The organism is Natronosalvus vescus, assembly GCF_023973145.1.
Taxonomy (GTDB): domain Archaea; phylum Halobacteriota; class Halobacteria; order Halobacteriales; family Natrialbaceae; genus Natronosalvus; species Natronosalvus vescus.
This window is the reverse complement of the sequence record NZ_CP099546.1, coordinates 3,521,756-3,538,742: the sequence shown is the minus strand read 5'-3', so window position 1 is coordinate 3,538,742 and position 16,987 is coordinate 3,521,756. Positions and strand designations below refer to the sequence as shown.

General features: G+C 62.3%; 15 protein-coding genes. 8 read left to right on the top strand and 7 right to left on the bottom strand.

Annotated elements, in window-relative coordinates; all coding sequences use genetic code 11:
• Nucleotides 1-4: 4 nt before the first annotated feature.
• On the top strand, nt 5-256 hold the full coding sequence (locus NGM68_RS16740) for a UPF0058 family protein (protein ID WP_252699361.1): 252 nt from the start codon (nt 5-7) through the stop codon (nt 254-256).
• A 41-nt stretch (nt 257-297) separates the two neighbouring features.
• On the opposite strand, the gene NGM68_RS16735 is transcribed toward NGM68_RS16740, so the two are convergent.
• Genes NGM68_RS16735 through NGM68_RS16715 form a run of 5 tightly spaced genes read right to left on the bottom strand, consistent with a single transcriptional unit; the run spans nt 298 to nt 5,856 of the window.
• Nucleotides 298-1,710, bottom strand: coding sequence for an aminotransferase family protein (locus NGM68_RS16735; protein ID WP_252699360.1), 1,413 nt, complete (start codon nt 1,708-1,710; stop codon nt 298-300).
• A 37-nt stretch (nt 1,711-1,747) separates the two neighbouring features.
• Entirely contained in the window at nt 1,748-2,719 is a 972-nt protein-coding gene (locus NGM68_RS16730; RefSeq protein ID WP_252699359.1) for a CoA-transferase subunit beta, read from the bottom strand.
• A complete protein-coding gene (locus tag NGM68_RS16725; protein ID WP_252699358.1) occupies nt 2,716-3,681 on the bottom strand; it encodes a CoA transferase subunit A in 966 nt (321 codons plus the stop codon). Before NGM68_RS16725 ends, NGM68_RS16730 begins: the two co-directional genes overlap by 4 nt.
• Nucleotides 3,678-4,559 (bottom strand): creatininase family protein, encoded by an 882-nt coding sequence (locus NGM68_RS16720; RefSeq protein WP_252699357.1) that lies wholly within the window; start codon nt 4,557-4,559, stop codon nt 3,678-3,680. Before NGM68_RS16720 ends, NGM68_RS16725 begins: the two co-directional genes overlap by 4 nt.
• Entirely contained in the window at nt 4,552-5,856 is a 1,305-nt protein-coding gene (locus tag NGM68_RS16715) for an ArgE/DapE family deacylase (protein ID WP_252699356.1), read from the bottom strand. Before NGM68_RS16715 ends, NGM68_RS16720 begins: the two co-directional genes overlap by 8 nt.
• Nucleotides 5,857-6,150: 294 nt before the next feature.
• Between NGM68_RS16715 and NGM68_RS16710 the strand changes: the two genes are divergently transcribed.
• Genes NGM68_RS16710 through NGM68_RS16690 form a run of 5 tightly spaced genes read left to right on the top strand, consistent with a single transcriptional unit; the run spans nt 6,151 to nt 11,257 of the window.
• Complete coding sequence (locus NGM68_RS16710) at nt 6,151-7,158, top strand: ABC transporter substrate-binding protein (protein ID WP_252699355.1); 1,008 nt, start codon at nt 6,151-6,153, stop codon at nt 7,156-7,158.
• 39 nt (nt 7,159-7,197) lie between these two features.
• Entirely contained in the window at nt 7,198-8,310 is a 1,113-nt protein-coding gene (locus NGM68_RS16705) for an ABC transporter ATP-binding protein (protein ID WP_252699354.1), read from the top strand.
• Nucleotides 8,307-9,500 carry a M24 family metallopeptidase gene (locus NGM68_RS16700; protein WP_252699353.1) on the top strand — a complete coding sequence of 398 codons (1,194 nt, stop codon included), beginning with the start codon at nt 8,307-8,309 and terminating at the stop codon, nt 9,498-9,500. Before NGM68_RS16705 ends, NGM68_RS16700 begins: the two co-directional genes overlap by 4 nt.
• 9 nt (nt 9,501-9,509) lie before the next feature.
• The gene (locus NGM68_RS16695) at nt 9,510-10,442 is read left to right on the top strand and encodes an ABC transporter permease (RefSeq protein ID WP_252699352.1); all 933 of its coding nucleotides are present in this window, start codon (nt 9,510-9,512) and stop codon (nt 10,440-10,442) included.
• Nucleotides 10,439-11,257 carry an ABC transporter permease gene (locus tag NGM68_RS16690; RefSeq protein ID WP_252699351.1) on the top strand — a complete coding sequence of 273 codons (819 nt, stop codon included), beginning with the start codon at nt 10,439-10,441 and terminating at the stop codon, nt 11,255-11,257. The genes NGM68_RS16695 and NGM68_RS16690 overlap by 4 nt, the downstream gene beginning before the upstream one ends.
• Here NGM68_RS16690 and NGM68_RS16685 read toward each other — a convergent pair whose 3' ends face one another.
• The gene (locus NGM68_RS16685; protein WP_252699350.1) at nt 11,258-11,782 is read right to left on the bottom strand and encodes a winged helix-turn-helix domain-containing protein; all 525 of its coding nucleotides are present in this window, start codon (nt 11,780-11,782) and stop codon (nt 11,258-11,260) included. It lies immediately after the preceding gene.
• A 116-nt stretch (nt 11,783-11,898) separates the two neighbouring features.
• Between NGM68_RS16685 and NGM68_RS16680 the strand changes: the two genes are divergently transcribed.
• Nucleotides 11,899-13,224, top strand: coding sequence for an aspartate aminotransferase family protein (locus tag NGM68_RS16680; RefSeq protein WP_252699349.1), 1,326 nt, complete (start codon nt 11,899-11,901; stop codon nt 13,222-13,224).
• 162 nt (nt 13,225-13,386) lie between these two features.
• Entirely contained in the window at nt 13,387-14,499 is a 1,113-nt protein-coding gene (locus NGM68_RS16675; RefSeq protein WP_252699348.1) for a transposase, read from the top strand.
• A gap of 208 nt (nt 14,500-14,707) precedes the next feature.
• Here NGM68_RS16675 and NGM68_RS16670 read toward each other — a convergent pair whose 3' ends face one another.
• Complete coding sequence (locus NGM68_RS16670) at nt 14,708-16,942, bottom strand: DUF6517 family protein (RefSeq protein WP_252699347.1); 2,235 nt, start codon at nt 16,940-16,942, stop codon at nt 14,708-14,710.
• Nucleotides 16,943-16,987 lie beyond the last annotated feature (45 nt).

Genomic DNA, 16,987 nt, shown 5'->3' with positions numbered 1-16,987 from the left:
GAACATGCGAAAACAGGAACTTATCCACCTGCACGCCCTGACACTGGAGATCCGCGCGTACATCGTTGCGCACGAGACGATCCCTGCCGATCCGTTCGAGCAGTACGATCGCTATGGCGTTTCGCCGACGTCGATCCACTACAGCAAAACCCGCCACAAAGAAAGCCTGCAATTGCTCCTCGAGGGACTACACAGGGCGCTCGATCGCGCTTCATCGTCAGCTATTCCCGACGCCGACGCTGGATCTATTCGGTGACTACACTGTGTGGCCGACTGCCGAGCCGAGCGGATCGCGGCTCAATCGAGAGCGGTCGACAGCGACAGTTCCCGATCGACCTGCGTCACCGTCGCGTGCATCCGTTCGACGAGTTCGTCCACCACACCCCGGTCGATCGTCAGCGGTGGCGTGATGAGCGTGTGATCGCCGCGCGTTCCGTCGACGTGACTTCCACTCGGATAGGTCAGAATGCCGTTGTCCAGTCCCGCCTCGAACAACGCGGACTGGAACTCGCTGCCGGTCTGAGCGAGCGGTTCCTTCGTTACGCGATCGGCGACGAACTCGAGGCCCCGCATGAGCCCTTTGCCGCGCACGTCGCCGACGAATTCGTACTCGTCGAACTCCTCGCAGCGCTTGCCGAGGTACGCTCCGACTTCCCGGGCGTTCGCCACCAGGTCGTGATCCTCGATGTACTCGAGGACGGCCAACCCGATCGCGGCCGACGTCGGGTTGAAACAGTAGGTGTGGCCGTGCATGAAGCCGTTCTCGAGCCCCTCGAACACGTCGGAGACGCGGCGGTGGGGCATCGTCGCACCGATCGGTGAGTAGCCGCCGCTCATCCCTTTCGCGCTGGTGATGATGTCGGGGGTGACGTCCCAGTGTTCGATCGCGAAGTTCTCTCCGGTTCGACCGAACCCGGTCATCACTTCGTCGACGATGAAGAGGACGTCGTACTCGTCACAGATCTCCCGGATCCGTTCGAAGTAGCCGTCGTGGGGGCTCGCGGCGGCGTTCGCTGCACCCGTCACGGGTTCGGCGATGAACGCGGCGACGTTTTCCGGCCCTTCGTCCTGGATGAGTCGTTCGACGGCGTCTGCACAGCGGACACCGCAGTCTCGACCCGCTTCGCCGCCACACAGTTCACAGCGGTAGGGTGCGGCGCTCGGCGCTTTCGGGAAGTCCTCGTACAGCGGTTCCATCATCGATTTCCGGGCGGGAAAGCCCGACAGCGCCATCGCGATGCCGGTGTTGCCGTGGTAGCTCCGCCGTCTGGAGATCACCTTGTACTTGCGCTCGTTACCGCGCTCGACGTGGTACTGGCGGGCCATCTTCACCGCGCTCTCGTTGGCCTCAGAGCCGCTCGAGACGAGCCACGTATGCTCGAATCCGTCGGGCGTAAAGTCCGCGATCTTCGCGGTGAATGCCTGAGCAGGCTCGTTCGCGAAGAGCATGCTCGAGGTGTACTCGAGCGTCTCGATCTGTGTTTTCGCCGCCTGTGCGACCTCGGGGACGCCGTGGCCGATGGCGACGTTCTGGTTGCCGGAGATGGCGTCGAGGTAGTCGTTGCCGTCGGCGTCCCACACGGTGTGGCCTTCGCCGCGGACGATGGTGACGTAGTCCTTCTCGAAGACGCGCGGGAACATGCCGCCGAGGTCGGTTCCCGGAGTCGGGTTTCTCGATCGTCGGTCTCGTGTCGTTGGGTCGTCTGTCATGCGTGTTCAGTGTTGGTCTCTGTCGATCGGTTCGCGTTCACTCGTCCTGAATCGGTTGGAGTCGACGCCAGTGCTCGAGGACGGTTTCGCTCCACTCCTCGAAACCCACTTCGTAAACGTAGTCCGTGCCCCGGAGCACGACGTCGGCCGGATCGATGGTTCGCAACATCGCGACCTCCGCCCGCGTCGGCTCTCGGGTCGTTCCCACGTCGTCGGCCACTCGCAGTTCCCACTGCACCTCGTCGTGGACGTCGTCGACGGAGACGTCGGGGTGTGTACTCTCGAGTAGCATCTCGCCGTCGTCGTCGAATCCGAAGACCGCCATGTCGGTGATGACTGCACAGGGGCCGTTGCCGACGAAGCCGAGTTCCTCGCGGTGGCCGGGGTACTCGAGGTGGCCCGGTGCGGTTGTGTAGTCCACGTCGGTGGTGAACGCCCGGCGCTTCTGGCGCATCATCACGACGGTTCGACCGCAAGAGGTCATGATGTCGTTGCTCCCGCCGGAACCGGGGAGGCGTACCTTCGGTCGGTCGTAGCTCTGGTCACCGATCACTACCGTGGAGTTCGTATTGCCGCGACTATCTATCTGTCCCGCGCCGATGATGCCCACGTCGAATGCGCCGCGCTGGTTATCAGTGAAAATTTCGCACTGATCGGTCGCCACGAGCGCGTCGACGCCGAGGACGCTGTCGGAGATAGACTGGACGACCCCCGGTGGGACGGAGCCGATGTACCCCGACTCGGTCACGAGCTGGCAGTTCGGCGCGTGGGTGTACTTCGCGAGGACGCCCGACATCAACGACATGCCGACGCCGATGAACGCCGTTTCGTGATCGGCGATCTCGTGGGCCGCCGTGACGGCGAGGAGTTCGGTGAGCGTGTAGTCCTCGGCGGTCTCGTGGGGTCGATCGACGCCGAGGGGGTTGCCCGGTTCGGTCGCGGCTTCCCGTTCGCTCCCGGATCGTCCAGGCTGTTCGGGATCGTCCGCCGTGGGAATCTCTTCGCTCATCGTCTCACCTCCGCAGGATCGTTGATCTCGCGTTCCATCCGCTCGAGCGTCTCGAGTCGGTCTTCACCGATCTTCTCGAGATAGTCCTCGTGGGGAACGATCCACTCCTCGACCCACTCGAGGAAGTCGTCGCGATTCTGCGATCTGAGGCCGTACTCCCGATAGAACGGTAGGTCGGCGTAGTAGCGGCCGTAACAGTGCCAGGGGTGACAGCCGAACGGCACCTCGGCGACGGCATCGACTGTGTAGAACGGGATGCGCGTCAACTCGGGCGACTCGCGGATCTCATCGGTCGAGACGATCTCCTCGCAGGTGATGACCGTGTGCTCCGCGGCGCGAGCCTTGAGATGGTCGTTGACGACGTTCCCGTGGATCTGTGCGTTCCCGAGCGGATCGCACCGCTGGACGTGGATGATCGCGACGTCCGGGCGTTCCGCGGGTACGAGCGTTAGCTTGTCACCGGATCCGAACGGGTCGTCGATAATCTCGAGAGCGTCGTTGTGTTCGGGAATGTCGGTGCCGAGCATCGACCGGGTGGGGACGAACGGGACGTCCATCGCGCCCGCGAGAAACATCAACGAGGAGCCGAAGTTCGAGACGTCGCGCATCTGCAGGTGGTGGGGGACGTCGTTCTCGACGGCGTTCCGGATGTTGTGGCCCTGCGAGATGAGACTCGTTCCGACCCAGGAGCCGACGTACTCGTCGACGCACCCGGCGCCGACCATGATGTCCAGAAGAGTCGTTCGCGCGTCGTCGAGTACGGTGAGTCCGGACTTCTCCTGACGGACGATCTCGCGTGCGGCCGCCTCGGGATCGCGTCCACCCATCCCGCCGAAGGCGACGCTCGCCCCGTCGTGAACGGAGTCGGCGATTGCGGTCTCGAGATCCGTGACCTTCTCGCGTCCGCTCGGATCGTCATCGGTTCCGTCTCGGTGATCGGTGCCAGTGATCGGGTGTGTCATCGTGGTCTGAAAGGGTCGTAGTCGCGGTCGTTCGTGGGGCGGGTGTGGTGGTCATCGATTTCCCGGATCGGATGTGAGGCGAACTCCTCGAGAACCGAATCGAGTCCATCGACAGCGGCCTCGAGCAACAGTTCGCCGGTCTCTGCGGTAGCCGCCGTTGCATCCCCCATGACGCCGGTCTCCGAGATCGTCGACCACCACTCCATCATCGTGACGGGCGTGGAGTCCTCGGGGCGAGTTTCGCCAGCGAGGTCGAGGTTGTTGAAGTGGCGACTCTCGGGATAGGAAACGTCCCGGACGGCGGCGTCCATGTCGACTCGGTCGGGGTACAGATGCAGGTAGATCGAGGTCTCCATCTCTCCGGCGTGGGCTGACCCCTGTGGGCCGGCCTCGCGCACGGCCGCGGCGACGTCCCGAACCTCCTCGAGTTGCCACCACGAGAGGAATGCACAGTGGACGTCTGGGTACTGGAGGATTACCTGGCGGGTGACGAGTTCGAGCAAGTGGTGGTTCGAGCCGTGACCGTTGACCAGCACGATCTTTTCGAACCCGTGGTGGGCCAGTGACACGCAGACGTCGATGACGTAGTCGACGAACGTCCGCCAGCCGATCGTGATCCCACCCGGGTAGTCCATGTGGTGGGGAAGGTACCCGTGGTCGATCGTCGGAAAGAGGAGGACATCCTCGCGTGCGGCGGCAGCTGGCTCACAGATGGCCTCGACGATTCGACGATCGACGTCCAGCGGGAGGTGGGGGCCGTGATCTTCGGTCGCACCGACGGGGACGAGCACTGTCGCTCCCCTCTCTGCTGCCTCGTCGATCTCGGGCCAGGTGAGTTCGTCGTACCGTCGCGGAGCCGCGTCGGTACCCTCACTCACCGTCGTCCACCTCGTACCCACACCACTCCATCGCGAGGATCGCGAGCGCGAGGGTCAGTTCCTCGAGTTCCTCGACGGGGAGGTACTCGTCGGTGCCGTGGATGTTGTACGCGCCCGGCCCGAAACAGATCGCCGGCGTGTCGGCCTCGTTGACGAAAAATCGGGTGTCGATACCGCCAGGGAAGCCTTTGGCGTGGCTTTCGCGTCCGAGAACGTCATCGACGACGCGTTCGACGGCGTCGACGATCGGCTCGTCCGGGCCGACCTTCGCCGAACTCCCGCGCCAGCCGAACCACTCGACGTCGGGCGGGTGTTCCGCGAGCCACGGATCTCCCGCGGCGGCCTCACTCACTGTCCGCTCGACGACGTCGTGGATCTCCGCGCGCGTCTCCGCGGGTGCGTGTGAGATCCGTGCTTCGAGGGACGCCTCGTCGGGAACGCTCGAGACCCACTCGCCACCGCGGATCGTCCCGAGGTTGAGCGAGACGGTGTGTTCGTGCCACTCTTCGAAGAGCTCGTCGTGAACGGTCGTCTTGCGCTCGTCGTGGAGGGTCTCGAGTGCGTGATAGATCGGCAAGAGTTTCGAGACGGCGTTCACGCCCGAATCCGTTTCGGCAGCGTGGGCGCCCTTCCCCTCGACGGTCACCCGGAAGTACGAGACGCCATCGTTTGCGATCCAGGTATCGAAGTCCGTGGGTTCGGGGATGACGACCGCGTCCGCGTCGACACCCGCGAGGACGCTCGCGAGCGTCCCGCCCGAACCACCGTACTCCTCCTCGATGACGGTGTTGATCGACAGGTCGCCGGCGAGTTCGATCCCGGCACCCTCCAGGGCCGCCATCGCGTAGATCATCGCGGCGACGCCGCCTTTCATATCCGATGCACCGCGACCGAGCAACCGCCCGTCTTCGACGGAGCCGGCGAAGGGATCGAACGACCAGGCGTCCCGGTCGCCCTCGGGAACGACGTCGACGTGTCCGTTGAACAACAACGATGGCCCGTCGCCCGTTCCCGGTCGAGTGGCGAGCAGGTTCGGTCGATCCCCGTACGGCGTCTCGGGCTCGATGTACTCCTCGTGGCTCTCGAGGCCCTGGACGTCGGTTGGATGAATCTCCTCCACTGCAAGCCCGAACGCCTCGAGGCGCTCCCGGACGCGTTCCTGGGCGGGGCCCTCGTTCCCTGGAATGCTTCGAATCGCCACGAGATCGGTAGCGAATGAGAGGAGTTCATCGCTACAGTCCCCGACGGCAGATTCGACCCGCTCGAGCACAGCTGGATCGACGCTAGTGGGTCGCATTCGACCCCTCCAGCGGTCGCGGCGAACGTGCGTATTGTCGTGTCATCAGTCACCAATTGTCTCTAACAGTGTTAAGCTTTATGCCGGTATTAGTTTATTGCGGTTGGTGTTAATGAACATTTAGCTACCAAGTTTTATTAGGTAGCTGTTCCATGTTATCGTCGTACAATGAGAAAAGTCCGAACGAAGATGGGGATGGATACCAATACCGGCGAACCTGGGCGGAGTCGTCGACACGTGTTACGATCGATCGGTGGCGCAAGTGCCGTTGGCATTGCGGGTTTGGCCGGGTGCATGGGAAGTGACTCGGACGAACCGTTCGTCGCACAGGTCACCGGTGGACACTACATCGACACCTATCAGGAGCAGGTGTTTTCGGGGTTCGAAGACGAACACGACGTCGAAGTCGACGTTCACCAGATCAGCGATCAGTTCGATGGCTATCAGCAGATCCAGCAAGGCCAATCCGACGCCGACGTCTCGATCACCTCCGCGAACACGCTGTACATGGGTGCAGATCAAGGGGTCTGGGATTCGATCGACCCGGACGAACTGGAGAACTACGACAATCTCCTCGAGACGTTCAGGAACCCGATTTACGACGCCGGTGACGATGTCCACGGCGTTCCAACGGTGTACGGAACCGTTGGCATGGCCTACAACCGGGACGAACTCGGTGAATTGGACTCCTGGGAGGCGTGCTGGGACGAGGCAAACGACGGGAACATCACGATGCAGGGAACTGACTTCGTCCGCGTGTTTACGACTGCGCTGTACCTCGGGATGGATCCGAACGACATCGAGGAGAACGGTTCCTACGATGAGGGAATGGCGGCGATCTGGGAGTCGGTTCGTGAACAGCGCGATCTGATCTCCAACTACTGGACGACGGGTGACGAACACGTCCGAATGTTCTCCGAGAACGAGGCGTACGTCGGGGAAGCCTGGGGTGGGCGAATCAAAGCCGCTATCGACGACGGTCACGACCACCTCGATTACGTCGTTCCGGAAGAAGGCGCCTACGGCTGGTCTGACAACTGGGTGATGGTTGCCGATCTCGACGACGACAAGCGAGAGACGGCGTTGGCGTTCTTCGATTATCTGTTGGGCGATGACGTAATGGTTCCGCTGGCGGAAACGCTCGGCTACCCGCCGGCGACCGACGTGACGTCCGACGACATCGAAGCACTCGGCGACTACGATCCCTCCGGAGGCGAACGGCTCACCTTCCTCGACCCGGGATACGAGGACGAACACTCCGACGAGTGGTCCGAGGAGTGGGAGAGCATCCAGTCGGCGTAATCGACGACACCTCATTTAACGACACACCCTGTACACATCATGGCATTTCTTGAGATCGAAGACTTACGAAAGGTGTTTGGCGACACCGTGGCGGTCGATGGCGTCTCGCTATCCGTCGAGAAGGGCGAGTTCGTCACGGTCGTCGGTCCCTCCGGATGCGGGAAAACGACGACGCTGCTCAACGTCGCTGGCCTCCAGACCCCGACCTCGGGTTCGATTACGCTCCGGGGTCGTGACCTCACGAACCTCCCCGCCTACGAACGAGACATCGGCGTCGTCTTTCAGGACTACGCGCTCTTTCCACACAAGACGATCGCCGAAAACATCGCGTTCGGGTTGAAAATGCGTGGCGCCAGCGAGGACGAGCGAGACCGAAAGGTGTCGGAGATGCTCTCGATGATCGACCTCGAGGGCTACGAAGCGTCCTATCCTCACGAGTGTAGCGGTGGCCAACAACAGCGCGTCGCCGTCGCTCGTGCGCTCGCGTTCGACCCCGACCTCGTGTTGATGGACGAACCGCTCTCGAACCTCGACAAGAAGCTCCGCAAAACGATGCGTACCGAACTCAAGCGCATCCAGCGTGAAACCGGTATTACGACGATATACGTCACTCACAATCAGACGGAGGCGCTTTCTATGGGTGACCGAATTGCGGTGATGAACGGCGGAGAACTCGAGCAGTTCACCGATCCGAAAACGGCGTACGAACGACCCGACTCGCCGTTCGTCGCGGACTTCCTCGGGAGCTCGAGTCGAATCGACGGCACGCTTTCACTCGGCAGGGAACCCGAAATCAACGTTGACGGCGCGACGCTTGCCGTCGAGGGCCGCGAAGGGTTTGCCGACGGCGACCGCGTTGCCTCCTTCTTCCGAACTGAACTCGTCACCTTGCAAGCTGATCGTCTCGCGGGAGAGAACGTCTTCCAGGGAACCGTCAAAAGTGTTGACTACCAGGGTCGAGACGCCGTCTACTTCGTCACCGTTCCCGACCTAGAGACGACGATTCAGGCGAGCGGGAACGCCACCGATCGGATGCTCGAACCCGGCGACGACGTGTGGCTCGGGATCGATCCATCGAACGTAATTTACACGCCAGCTCATGGAACAATCACCAGTTCGCGCGACGATACCTCGCCAGTGGAGGCCCAATGACCGGCGGCCACCACGGCGAACCCGGCCACTGGGAGTACGAGCGGCAGGAACTGTTTCGGGTACTCGAGCCGATCGCCCGCGCCAACCTCGAGACGATACAGACCCGTATGGCCGATGCCGACGTCGACGCCCTGATCGTCAACCGCTCGGACAACCTCCGATACCTCGTCGGCTTCGGCCCGTACGACAGTTTCTCGTTGTCTGCCGAACACGGCGCAGTCGTCACCCGCGAGGGCGAACCGACGTTCGTCGCCGCCCCGCGCCTGGCCGCGGATCTCGAGGAACGGCACTGGCTCGAGGATGTGGTCTCGTTCTCGACAGCGTCGGCTACAGCCGCCACCACGTTCACAGCGGTACTCGAGGAGCGCGGCGTCGCCGACGGCGTCGTCGCCCTCGACCCGCATATGGAGTACCGGTTCGTCCGAAAGCTCGAAGCGGCGCTCCCGAACGCGCAGCTGACCGATGGGGGCGACCTGCTCTTTCGGGCACGAACGCACAAGTCAGCGGCCGAAATCGCCCTCATCGAGGAAGGGCTACAGATCGCAGAGCTCGCGATCGAGGCCGGCATCGATGCCGTGGAGGTCGGCGCTCGCGAATGTGAGGTCTCAGGGACGATCATGGACGCCATGATCTCGGCCGGGGCGGCCGGAGCCTACGCCCTCCCGTCGATCGTTAGCTCCGGGGGGCGGTGGTCACGCTGTCAGGAGTTTCCCTCCCAGAAGCGGATCAGGCGAGGCGAGTTCGTTCAACTCGACCAGGGGCCGATGTGGAAGGGGTACTACAGTGAACTGGCCCGGATGGCGTTTCCCGGTACGCCCAGCGACGAGCAGCGCTCGATGTATCAGGCGACGTTTCAGGCGCACGAGGCGGCGATCGACGCGATAGAACCCGGCGCGACCGGGCGCGACGTTTACAGCGCTGCCCGGGACGTCTTCGTCGAGTTCGACTACGAGGAGTGGATGACCGACGGGATCATCGGCCACGGCATCGGCGTCGTGGCCCACGAACCCCCGTACATCGGGCCGACCCAGTCGGTCACGCTCGAGGCGAACACGATCGTCATGATCGAACCGGGTCTGTTCCGGCGGGGCGTCGCCGGCGTACGGTTCGAAGATATGGTGCTCGTCACCGAAAGCGGGCACGAGGTTCTCTCGCGAACCCCACACCCAGACCATGCGAAGTTCGTGTAAGGTGATCGAATGAGTAGTAACACAGCGACACCGACCGCAGACGGTCACGACGGAACGGAATCGATCAAACAGCGACTGATGGAGAGCGAGCGGTTCGGCTACCTCCTCTCGCCGGGGACGGGGCTACTCTGGGTGCTGTTCTTCCTGTTCGTCCCCCTGACGATCATCGTCGCCTTCAGCTTCTTCCGGGCCGGCGAGTTCGGGACGATCATCTACGAACCGACGCTCGAGAACTATCGGCGCTTCGCCGGCGGAACGGTCTACCAGTGGGTGATCATCCGCTCGATCCTCGTGGGGGTGGCCACGACGCTGATCGTGTTGCCCTTCGGCTACGCGCTCGGGTACTTCCTTGGACGAACCAACAGCCGCTGGACGCCAATTCTGCTCGGTCTCGTCGTGGTACAGTTCTGGGTTCCGCTCGTGATCCGAACCTACGCGTGGATTCCGATCCTGGGACGCGAAGGTATCGTCAACGACTTCCTCCTCTGGATCGGTATCGTCAGTCAACCGATCAGCATTCTGTACACGACGCACGGGATGATACTCGGGCTGGCGGTGAGCATCATGCCGTTCATGGTGTTACCGGTGTACTCCATCGTCAGCACGATCGACGAGGAGGTCATCCAGGCGGCGAAGACGCTCGGGGCGAGTGACGCCCGGGCGTTCTGGGAGGTGACCTTCCCGCTATCCTGGCCGGGGATCGTGTCGGGAATCCTGTTCACGTTCATCCTCTCTGCGGGCGCCTACCTCGCCCCCGAGTTGCTCGGCGGAACCGGCGATCGACTGATCGCCCCGGTCATCGAGACGGTATTCACCCAGGACTTCAACTGGCCGTTCGCCGCAACGCTGTCGATCATCTACGTGGGCCTGATCGTAATCGCGCTCTACCTGTTCACCAGGCGAGCCGACCTCGAGGAAGCCCTGGAGGGAACGCAGCTATGAGCGTCCGGAAGTACGCCAGAGAGGTCAGCAATTCGTGGAACTGGACGACGATCAAGCTCGTCTCGGCACTCGTCTACCTGAGCATGTTTCTGCCGCTGGCGGTCGTCGTCATCAACTCCTTTAACCCACAGCGGATCGCGACGTTCCCGCCGGAGAGTCTCACCCTGTACTGGTACTACGAGTTCTTCGAGGACGACGTGTTCCTCAACGCCGTCTGGGTGAGCACGCAAGTCGGAATCGCAGCGGCGATTCTGGCGGGCGCGATCGGAACGCTCACGGCGATGGGATTCGTTCGGAAGCCGTTCCCGATGAAGAAGGCGCTGGCGATCGCCTTGCTGACGCCGATGATCGTCCCACCGGTTATCGTCGGCGTCGCGTCGACGATCTTCTTCAGCGAGATCGGGTGGGGCCGCAGCATCTGGTGGCTGGTCGTGATGCACACGCTGATCGCGTTGCCCTACGCGTTCCTGATCGTCCGTAGCAGACTCTATCTGTTCGACGAGACGCTCGAGGACGCTGCGATGACGCTGGGTGCGGATCGACTCACCACGTTCCGGGAGGTCACCCTGCCGCTGATAGCCCCGGCGCTGATCACGGCGATGGTGCTGGCGTTCGTCATCTCGTTCGGCGAGTTCACCGCGACCCAGTTCTGGGTACAGCGGGAGACGACGACGGTTCCGGTCGTGATCTACTCGATGGTGCGGACGACGATCACGCCGAAGGTGAACGTGCTCGCGACGCTCGTGCTCGTGGTAACCATCGTCGTCCCGATCGTCGGATTGCTGATTCAACGTGCACTGCACCGCGGTCGGTAATCAGGTATCGTTGAGCAGTTCGAAAATCTCCGGATCGGTACGGAACTTGAGGAGGTTGTGAACGACGGAGTTGCGGACGTTCGAGACGACGTTCCCGTACTGCTTGTAGAATTCGTGGATCCACTTCGATTCCGCTTCGCGCGTTCTGAACATCATGATGGTCTTCCACTGGTACTCGCCGTTCGAGATGAAGTACATCATCGTGTGTTCGTCGTCCATGATGTACTCCATCGCCTCCTCCCAGTGCTCGCCGAAGTGTTCGGGATTGAATTTGAACTCGAACAACGCGAAGTTGTAGAACTGTTCGTTCGGAAGGATTGCCTCGCGGAAGATATCCCGTTCTCGCATCTGCCTGATCGTCTCGCTCACAGTAACGTGAGAGACGTCGATACCGTACTTCTCCTCGAGAACCGCTGCGAGTTCCCGACTCGAGATCTGTGGATCCCGAGCCAGTTCGCGCAGTATTTTGAGATCACGCTCCTTGAACTCCCAGTTGACGCCATCCGGTTTTGGTTTTCTACTCATAGCTGACTGTGCTGACGGAAGGCACATCTACGTTCCGGGTAGTGACGGCAATCTCCGTCAGGTATATACTGTTGATTATCATCGTTAATCAATAGTGGGTTAATGATTAGCATCGTATGACAAAATCATCAGCTACCAAATCAGACAACGAGAGAATCGAATCCGCCTACGACGAGTACCTCATGCCGATCTGGAAGTCACTCGACGTCCCGGTTCGAGAGGCATCCGGCTGTACGCTCACGGATTTCGACGGCAACGAGTACCTCGACCTGTTCTCGGGCATCTCGGTCGTCAACGTCGGCCACGGAAACGAGGCCGTCGCGAGCGCCGCCACAGACCAGCTCGAGCGATTCGTCCACGGCTGTTCGTACGTCCACCCGAACGAGCCGGTCGCCGAGCTGGCCGAGCGAATCGCTAAAATCACCCCGGGCGACCTCCAGAAGACCTTCTTCTGTAACTCGGGTACCGAAGCCGTCGAGGGCGCCGTCAAGCTCGCCCGCAAGCACACCGGGTCGAAAGAGGTGATCGCCCTCGAGATGGCGTTCCACGGCCGAACGTTGGGTAGCCTCGCGCTCACCGGTAACCGCGCGTACAAGGACGGGATGGCCCCGACGCTCAACGACGTTACCCACGCACCGGCGCCGTACCAGTACCGGTCACCGCATCGGGATCGCTCGGACGAGGTGTTCGCCGAACGCGCCGCGGCGGACATCGAACGCGTGATCGACGCCCACACGTCCGGCGACCTCGCGGCGATTATCGTCGAACCCGTGATGGGCGAAGGCGGTATCGTCGTTCCGCCGGCTGACTACCTCCAGCGCGTCAAATCGATCGCGCACGGGCACGACGCGCTGCTCATCGCCGACGAGGTGCAGACGGGCTACGGGCGCACGGGTGAGCTGTTTGCCTGCGAGCACTTCGACGTCACCCCCGATATCCTGACCCAGGCGAAGGGAATCGCCAACGGGCTGCCGCTCGGCGCGTTCACCGCCCCGGCGGCCATCGCAGACTCCTTCGAGTCTGGCGACCACCTCTCGACGTTCGGGGGGAATCCCGTCGCCTGCGCGGCGGCGCTCGCCTCGATCGAGGAACTCGAGGGTGGCATCACTGCAAACGCTCGCGAACGGGGTGGCTGGCTGGCAGCGGAACTCGAGGCGCTCGAGGAGGTGTTCGACGTCGTCGGCGAGACGCGCGGACTCGGACTGATGCAGGGTGTCGAACTCGTCGACCCGGACGAGACGGGGCCGAACGGCGTCGCACCAGCTCCTGATCCAGCGCTCGCGAAACGCGTGTCCGCACACCTCCGCGACGCTGGCATCGTGATGGGCGTCGGGGGCTTCTACAAGAACGTCATGCGCCTACAGCCGCCGCTATCGATAACGCAGGATGAACTCGAGCGCGGGCTCGACGGTCTCCGAGCGGCGCTCGAGGCCGAGCGATAACCCGAACCGACTGCTTCTCGTTCGTCGCTTCTTCGAAATGCCGGACGTGCTGGAGATTCCTCGAGGGGAACCACAGAACAATTTATGGGATGAGCAGGCGCAAAACCTCGCCCTTCACAGTAGTTGCCGAACCTAGTTTGCGGCGTTGCTGGTAGGGTGGCTATGGTCAAGACGGCCGAAGCAAAACAAGTCTGTCGCGCCGCATCTACCGTCGTTTATCCAGCGCTCGATTTCGACATCAAACCCTGTGGGAGCTATACGAGAGAGGACTTCCAGAAAGTCCTCTCTCGTGGTGCCTTCGAACAGGAGTTCGCCAATACAGCCGGGAAAACGTGCCAACTCCATGACGGCGAGTCCGTCGACGTTACGTCGACGGCTCGCAACGGGCTCGCAAAATCACTGCTCTACCACCTCCGGAATCTGGAGGCGGACGCCATCGACGACCAGTTCGATGGCGTCCGCGACGATCTCTTCCAGATTCTTCGGGAATTACGTCTGTTACCCGAGTGTGTCGATGTTGCGATCGATCTTCACGAATGGCGGTTTTACGGCGACGTTGACACTGACCACGTCCTGATCACCTATCCCGACCAGGGAACCAATCGAACGTACTGTTTTGCGACGATCTGTGTCGTCGCACCAGGAACGCGATTCACGCTTGACGTGCTGGCGCTGGAGGCGAACGGCTTCCGCGAAAAGCGCGACGCCGTTCGCTCGCTGCTCGAAACGGCACGAGAGTACGTCTCGATTAGACACGTCTATCTCGACAGAGGCTTCTACCAGGTTCACGTCGTTGCGGAACTCGAACAGCTCGACGTCGACTATCTTGTCCGTGCACGCCCGAGTAAAGGGATGAAAGCCCGTCTCAGCGCCGGCGCTGAGACGGTCGTCGACGAGTATCGGATGCAACGAAAACGCAAGCCGACCGCTTCAGTCGGAGTAACCGTGTTTGCCGTTCCACATCGATCAACCGAAGACGAGCACGTCTGGTTCGTGACGAACCTCGAGCTCAAGACAGAGTCGGCGAGAGCGTACGCGGCGGCGTTCCGCCGCCGCTGGGGAATTGAAACTTCTTATCGCCAGATCGGTGACTTCCTCCCGCGAACGTCGTCACCGACGTTCTCGGTGCGGCTCTTTTACTTCCTGTTCGCAGTTTCGATGTACAATCTGTGGATCCTCGCAAATGTGCTCGTCTCAGCCGGTGCTGTGCCAAAGAAACCGCAGATTTCGACGCGTCTCTTCCGCGAATTCGTCGTTGTGACCGATTACGGATAGGCGGTAATCAGTCCGACCGAGCTGATCGGTCAGAACGCCGCCACCGAGTGGAAACGCTCAGAAACGCCGCCAGCAGCGGCGTTTCTTCGCTCTCTTTCTCGCTGTGTCGTAACGATCGTCGGAGCGCCACAATCCAAGACGTTCGATCGACCAGCTTCGCTCAGCTGACTGCGTTGAATCGGCAACTACTGGTAAGGGCGGGGGGATGTCAACCGTCGTACACGAACGAACCGAACACCTCGAGGACGTGCTCGGTATCGTCCTCGAAGGCGGCTTCGGTCACGTACCCGTCGTCACCGACGTACTCGCGGGACGTCTGGTCGACACCCCACCCGTTGCTCGAGAAGAGCACGACCACGTCGTCATCGCTCTCGACGAGGCCGACTCGGGTGATCACGACTGTCGGATTGTCTTCCGACCCTGTCAGCCCGGCGAACGTCTCGACCTGGTGGGGGCTCTCGAAGTCGGCCACCTGGGTCTCGGCCGTGTGAATTCTGTCGGGCCCTCGGATCCACTTGCCGTCGGCACCCTCGAGGCCGGCCTGTCCGAGCAACGACCGAGCCTCTCCGTCGGTGAGGAGTTCCGACGGCGACATGTTCGCGATTGGATTGAGCGACTGACCCGCCACGCTCGCTGCCGGCGAGGAGAGTCCAGCGAGGGTCATCTCGCCCGCCCTCGGGTCGAGGTCGGAGAGGTCGCCGCCGGTCATCGCCATCGCTTCCCAGGGAGTTCCTGCTGTGTCGGCACCAGCGGCGGCGTAGCCCGCCAGCAGTTCGTCTGTTCCCATTGAGTAGTGAACCGCGCCCACCGGGGTGAAGGAGTCGCCGGGGATGAACGTCTCGCCAGGGAACTCCTCGGAGAACTCGACGGCGCTCGTGAATCCGGCTCCGAGTTCCATCTCGAGGTACGAATCGCCTGGGAACCACATGTCACCGGGGAACCACGTGTCACCGGGGAACCACATGCCGCCGGGGAACGCCTCCTCCAGCCACGTGCCACCAGGGAACCACGTGCCGCCGGGGAACCACATGCCGCCGGGGAAAAAGATGACGGTCGGCCCAGCCGGAATCTTCGCTCCGGGTTCGGCGACGTAGAGTCTCCCGACTGCCTCTTCCCCGTTGAGCTGCTCGACAGCCTCTTCGCCGTAGAGCCTCCCGACCGACTCTCGATCATCGTAGAGTCGTCCGACCGCCTCTTCACCGGGGAAGAACACGCCGTATCCTTCGTCGTACGCATCCCCAGAGTAGCCTTTGCCGATCCAGTCGCTCCACCCCGCGGGATAGCGTTCCTCGTCCCACATGCCACCTGGGTAGAACTCGTCGAGCGGCATCAACACGGCGGGTTCCGTGACCGTGAAGTGATCGCCGGGGAACCACATGTCGCCCGGGAACGCCGCCATCGGCGCGACGTCTCCGTTGTCCCCGATGATCAGCGTCGCACCGACCGGCGCTCCGTCGAGGCGGCCGATCTCGAGTTCTTCGATGGGGAGTTCGGCGCGGGCGTTCACTTCGACGGCCGGCGCGAAGACGTGCGGCGGCGCGACGACAACGTCGGCTTCGATTGTGTCCCCCGCGGAGAACAGCTCCGCGTTCCATCGTTCGGGTTCGAAGGAATCGCCAGGGATGAATGAGTCGCCGGGGATCCAGTGGTCGCCCGGGAAGAACGAATCCCCAGGGATGTACGCCACTCGAACCGCATCGAAGGAATCGCCAGGGATGAATGAGTCGCCGGGGAAGAAGTGATCACCGGGGAACAACACGCCGTCCAACTTGGCTTCGAATGAATCTGGCCAGGCACTCTCTTCGAGCCGCCCGACCGTGCTTCGTCCGTCCGGAAGCTCCATCCGATCCGCTCGAGCGTCCGGCAGTTCGATGCTGGATTGTCCGTCTGGTAGCGGGAGCACCGACTCGAGCTCGGGGCGCGAGGTCACGACGAGCGGAACCCCCGGTTCGGCGTTTACGGAATCCTCCTCCGAGCGCGGCGATCCCTCGGGAACGAGGACTGCCGTTTGACTCGGATCGACCACCCACTCCTCCTCGCTCGAGGCGAACGGCGGCGCTCCCGCCGCCATCCCCATCGCGTTCGCGGGGACGGCGACGCCGCCCTCGGATCCGAGGAGTTCGTGCATGGCCGACGCATCCGAAAACCCGTCTTCCGCTCCGCCCCTGTCGTCGCCGTCACTACCGAGTTCCTGATAGGCGACGAGGTGATTCGTCACGCTCACCTGCACGTTCATCCCGCCGACCGACTCCTGTTCCTCGATCGCAATCGTCTCCGCGACCACCTCATCGTAGCCGTGAGCGCTCGACTCGGGAAGGTAAACCCGATTGGCAACGAACTCGTGGTCGGTCAACGCCGAACATCCTGCGAGGGAAGCCGTCAGGGCGGTAGCACATAGACCGAGGTACCGTCGTCGCTTCACCGATTCAGCGGACGAGTTCACGACTTGACCACGCTTTGAACTGTTTTTCATACGTGGCCCTTGCAG

Bases quoted from the DNA above. Each gene is read 5' to 3' on its own strand.
- NGM68_RS16725 (WP_252699358.1), bottom strand. From the start codon at position 3,681: ATGACACACCCGATCACTGGCACCGATCACCGAGACGGAACCGATGAC.
- NGM68_RS16715 (WP_252699356.1), bottom strand. From the start codon at position 5,856: ATGCGACCCACTAGCGTCGATCCAGCTGTGCTCGAGCGGGTCGAATCT.
- NGM68_RS16705 (WP_252699354.1), top strand. From the start codon at position 7,198: ATGGCATTTCTTGAGATCGAAGACTTACGAAAGGTGTTTGGCGACACC.
- NGM68_RS16675 (WP_252699348.1), top strand. From the start codon at position 13,387: ATGGTCAAGACGGCCGAAGCAAAACAAGTCTGTCGCGCCGCATCTACC.
- NGM68_RS16695 (WP_252699352.1), top strand. From the start codon at position 9,510: ATGAGTAGTAACACAGCGACACCGACCGCAGACGGTCACGACGGAACG.
- NGM68_RS16690 (WP_252699351.1), top strand. From the start codon at position 10,439: ATGAGCGTCCGGAAGTACGCCAGAGAGGTCAGCAATTCGTGGAACTGG.
- NGM68_RS16700 (WP_252699353.1), top strand. From the start codon at position 8,307: ATGACCGGCGGCCACCACGGCGAACCCGGCCACTGGGAGTACGAGCGG.
- NGM68_RS16735 (WP_252699360.1), bottom strand. From the start codon at position 1,710: ATGACAGACGACCCAACGACACGAGACCGACGATCGAGAAACCCGACT.
- NGM68_RS16680 (WP_252699349.1), top strand. From the start codon at position 11,899: ATGACAAAATCATCAGCTACCAAATCAGACAACGAGAGAATCGAATCC.
- NGM68_RS16730 (WP_252699359.1), bottom strand. From the start codon at position 2,719: ATGAGCGAAGAGATTCCCACGGCGGACGATCCCGAACAGCCTGGACGA.
- NGM68_RS16710 (WP_252699355.1), top strand. From the start codon at position 6,151: ATGGGAAGTGACTCGGACGAACCGTTCGTCGCACAGGTCACCGGTGGA.
- NGM68_RS16685 (WP_252699350.1), bottom strand. From the start codon at position 11,782: ATGAGTAGAAAACCAAAACCGGATGGCGTCAACTGGGAGTTCAAGGAG.
- NGM68_RS16740 (WP_252699361.1), top strand. From the start codon at position 5: ATGCGAAAACAGGAACTTATCCACCTGCACGCCCTGACACTGGAGATC.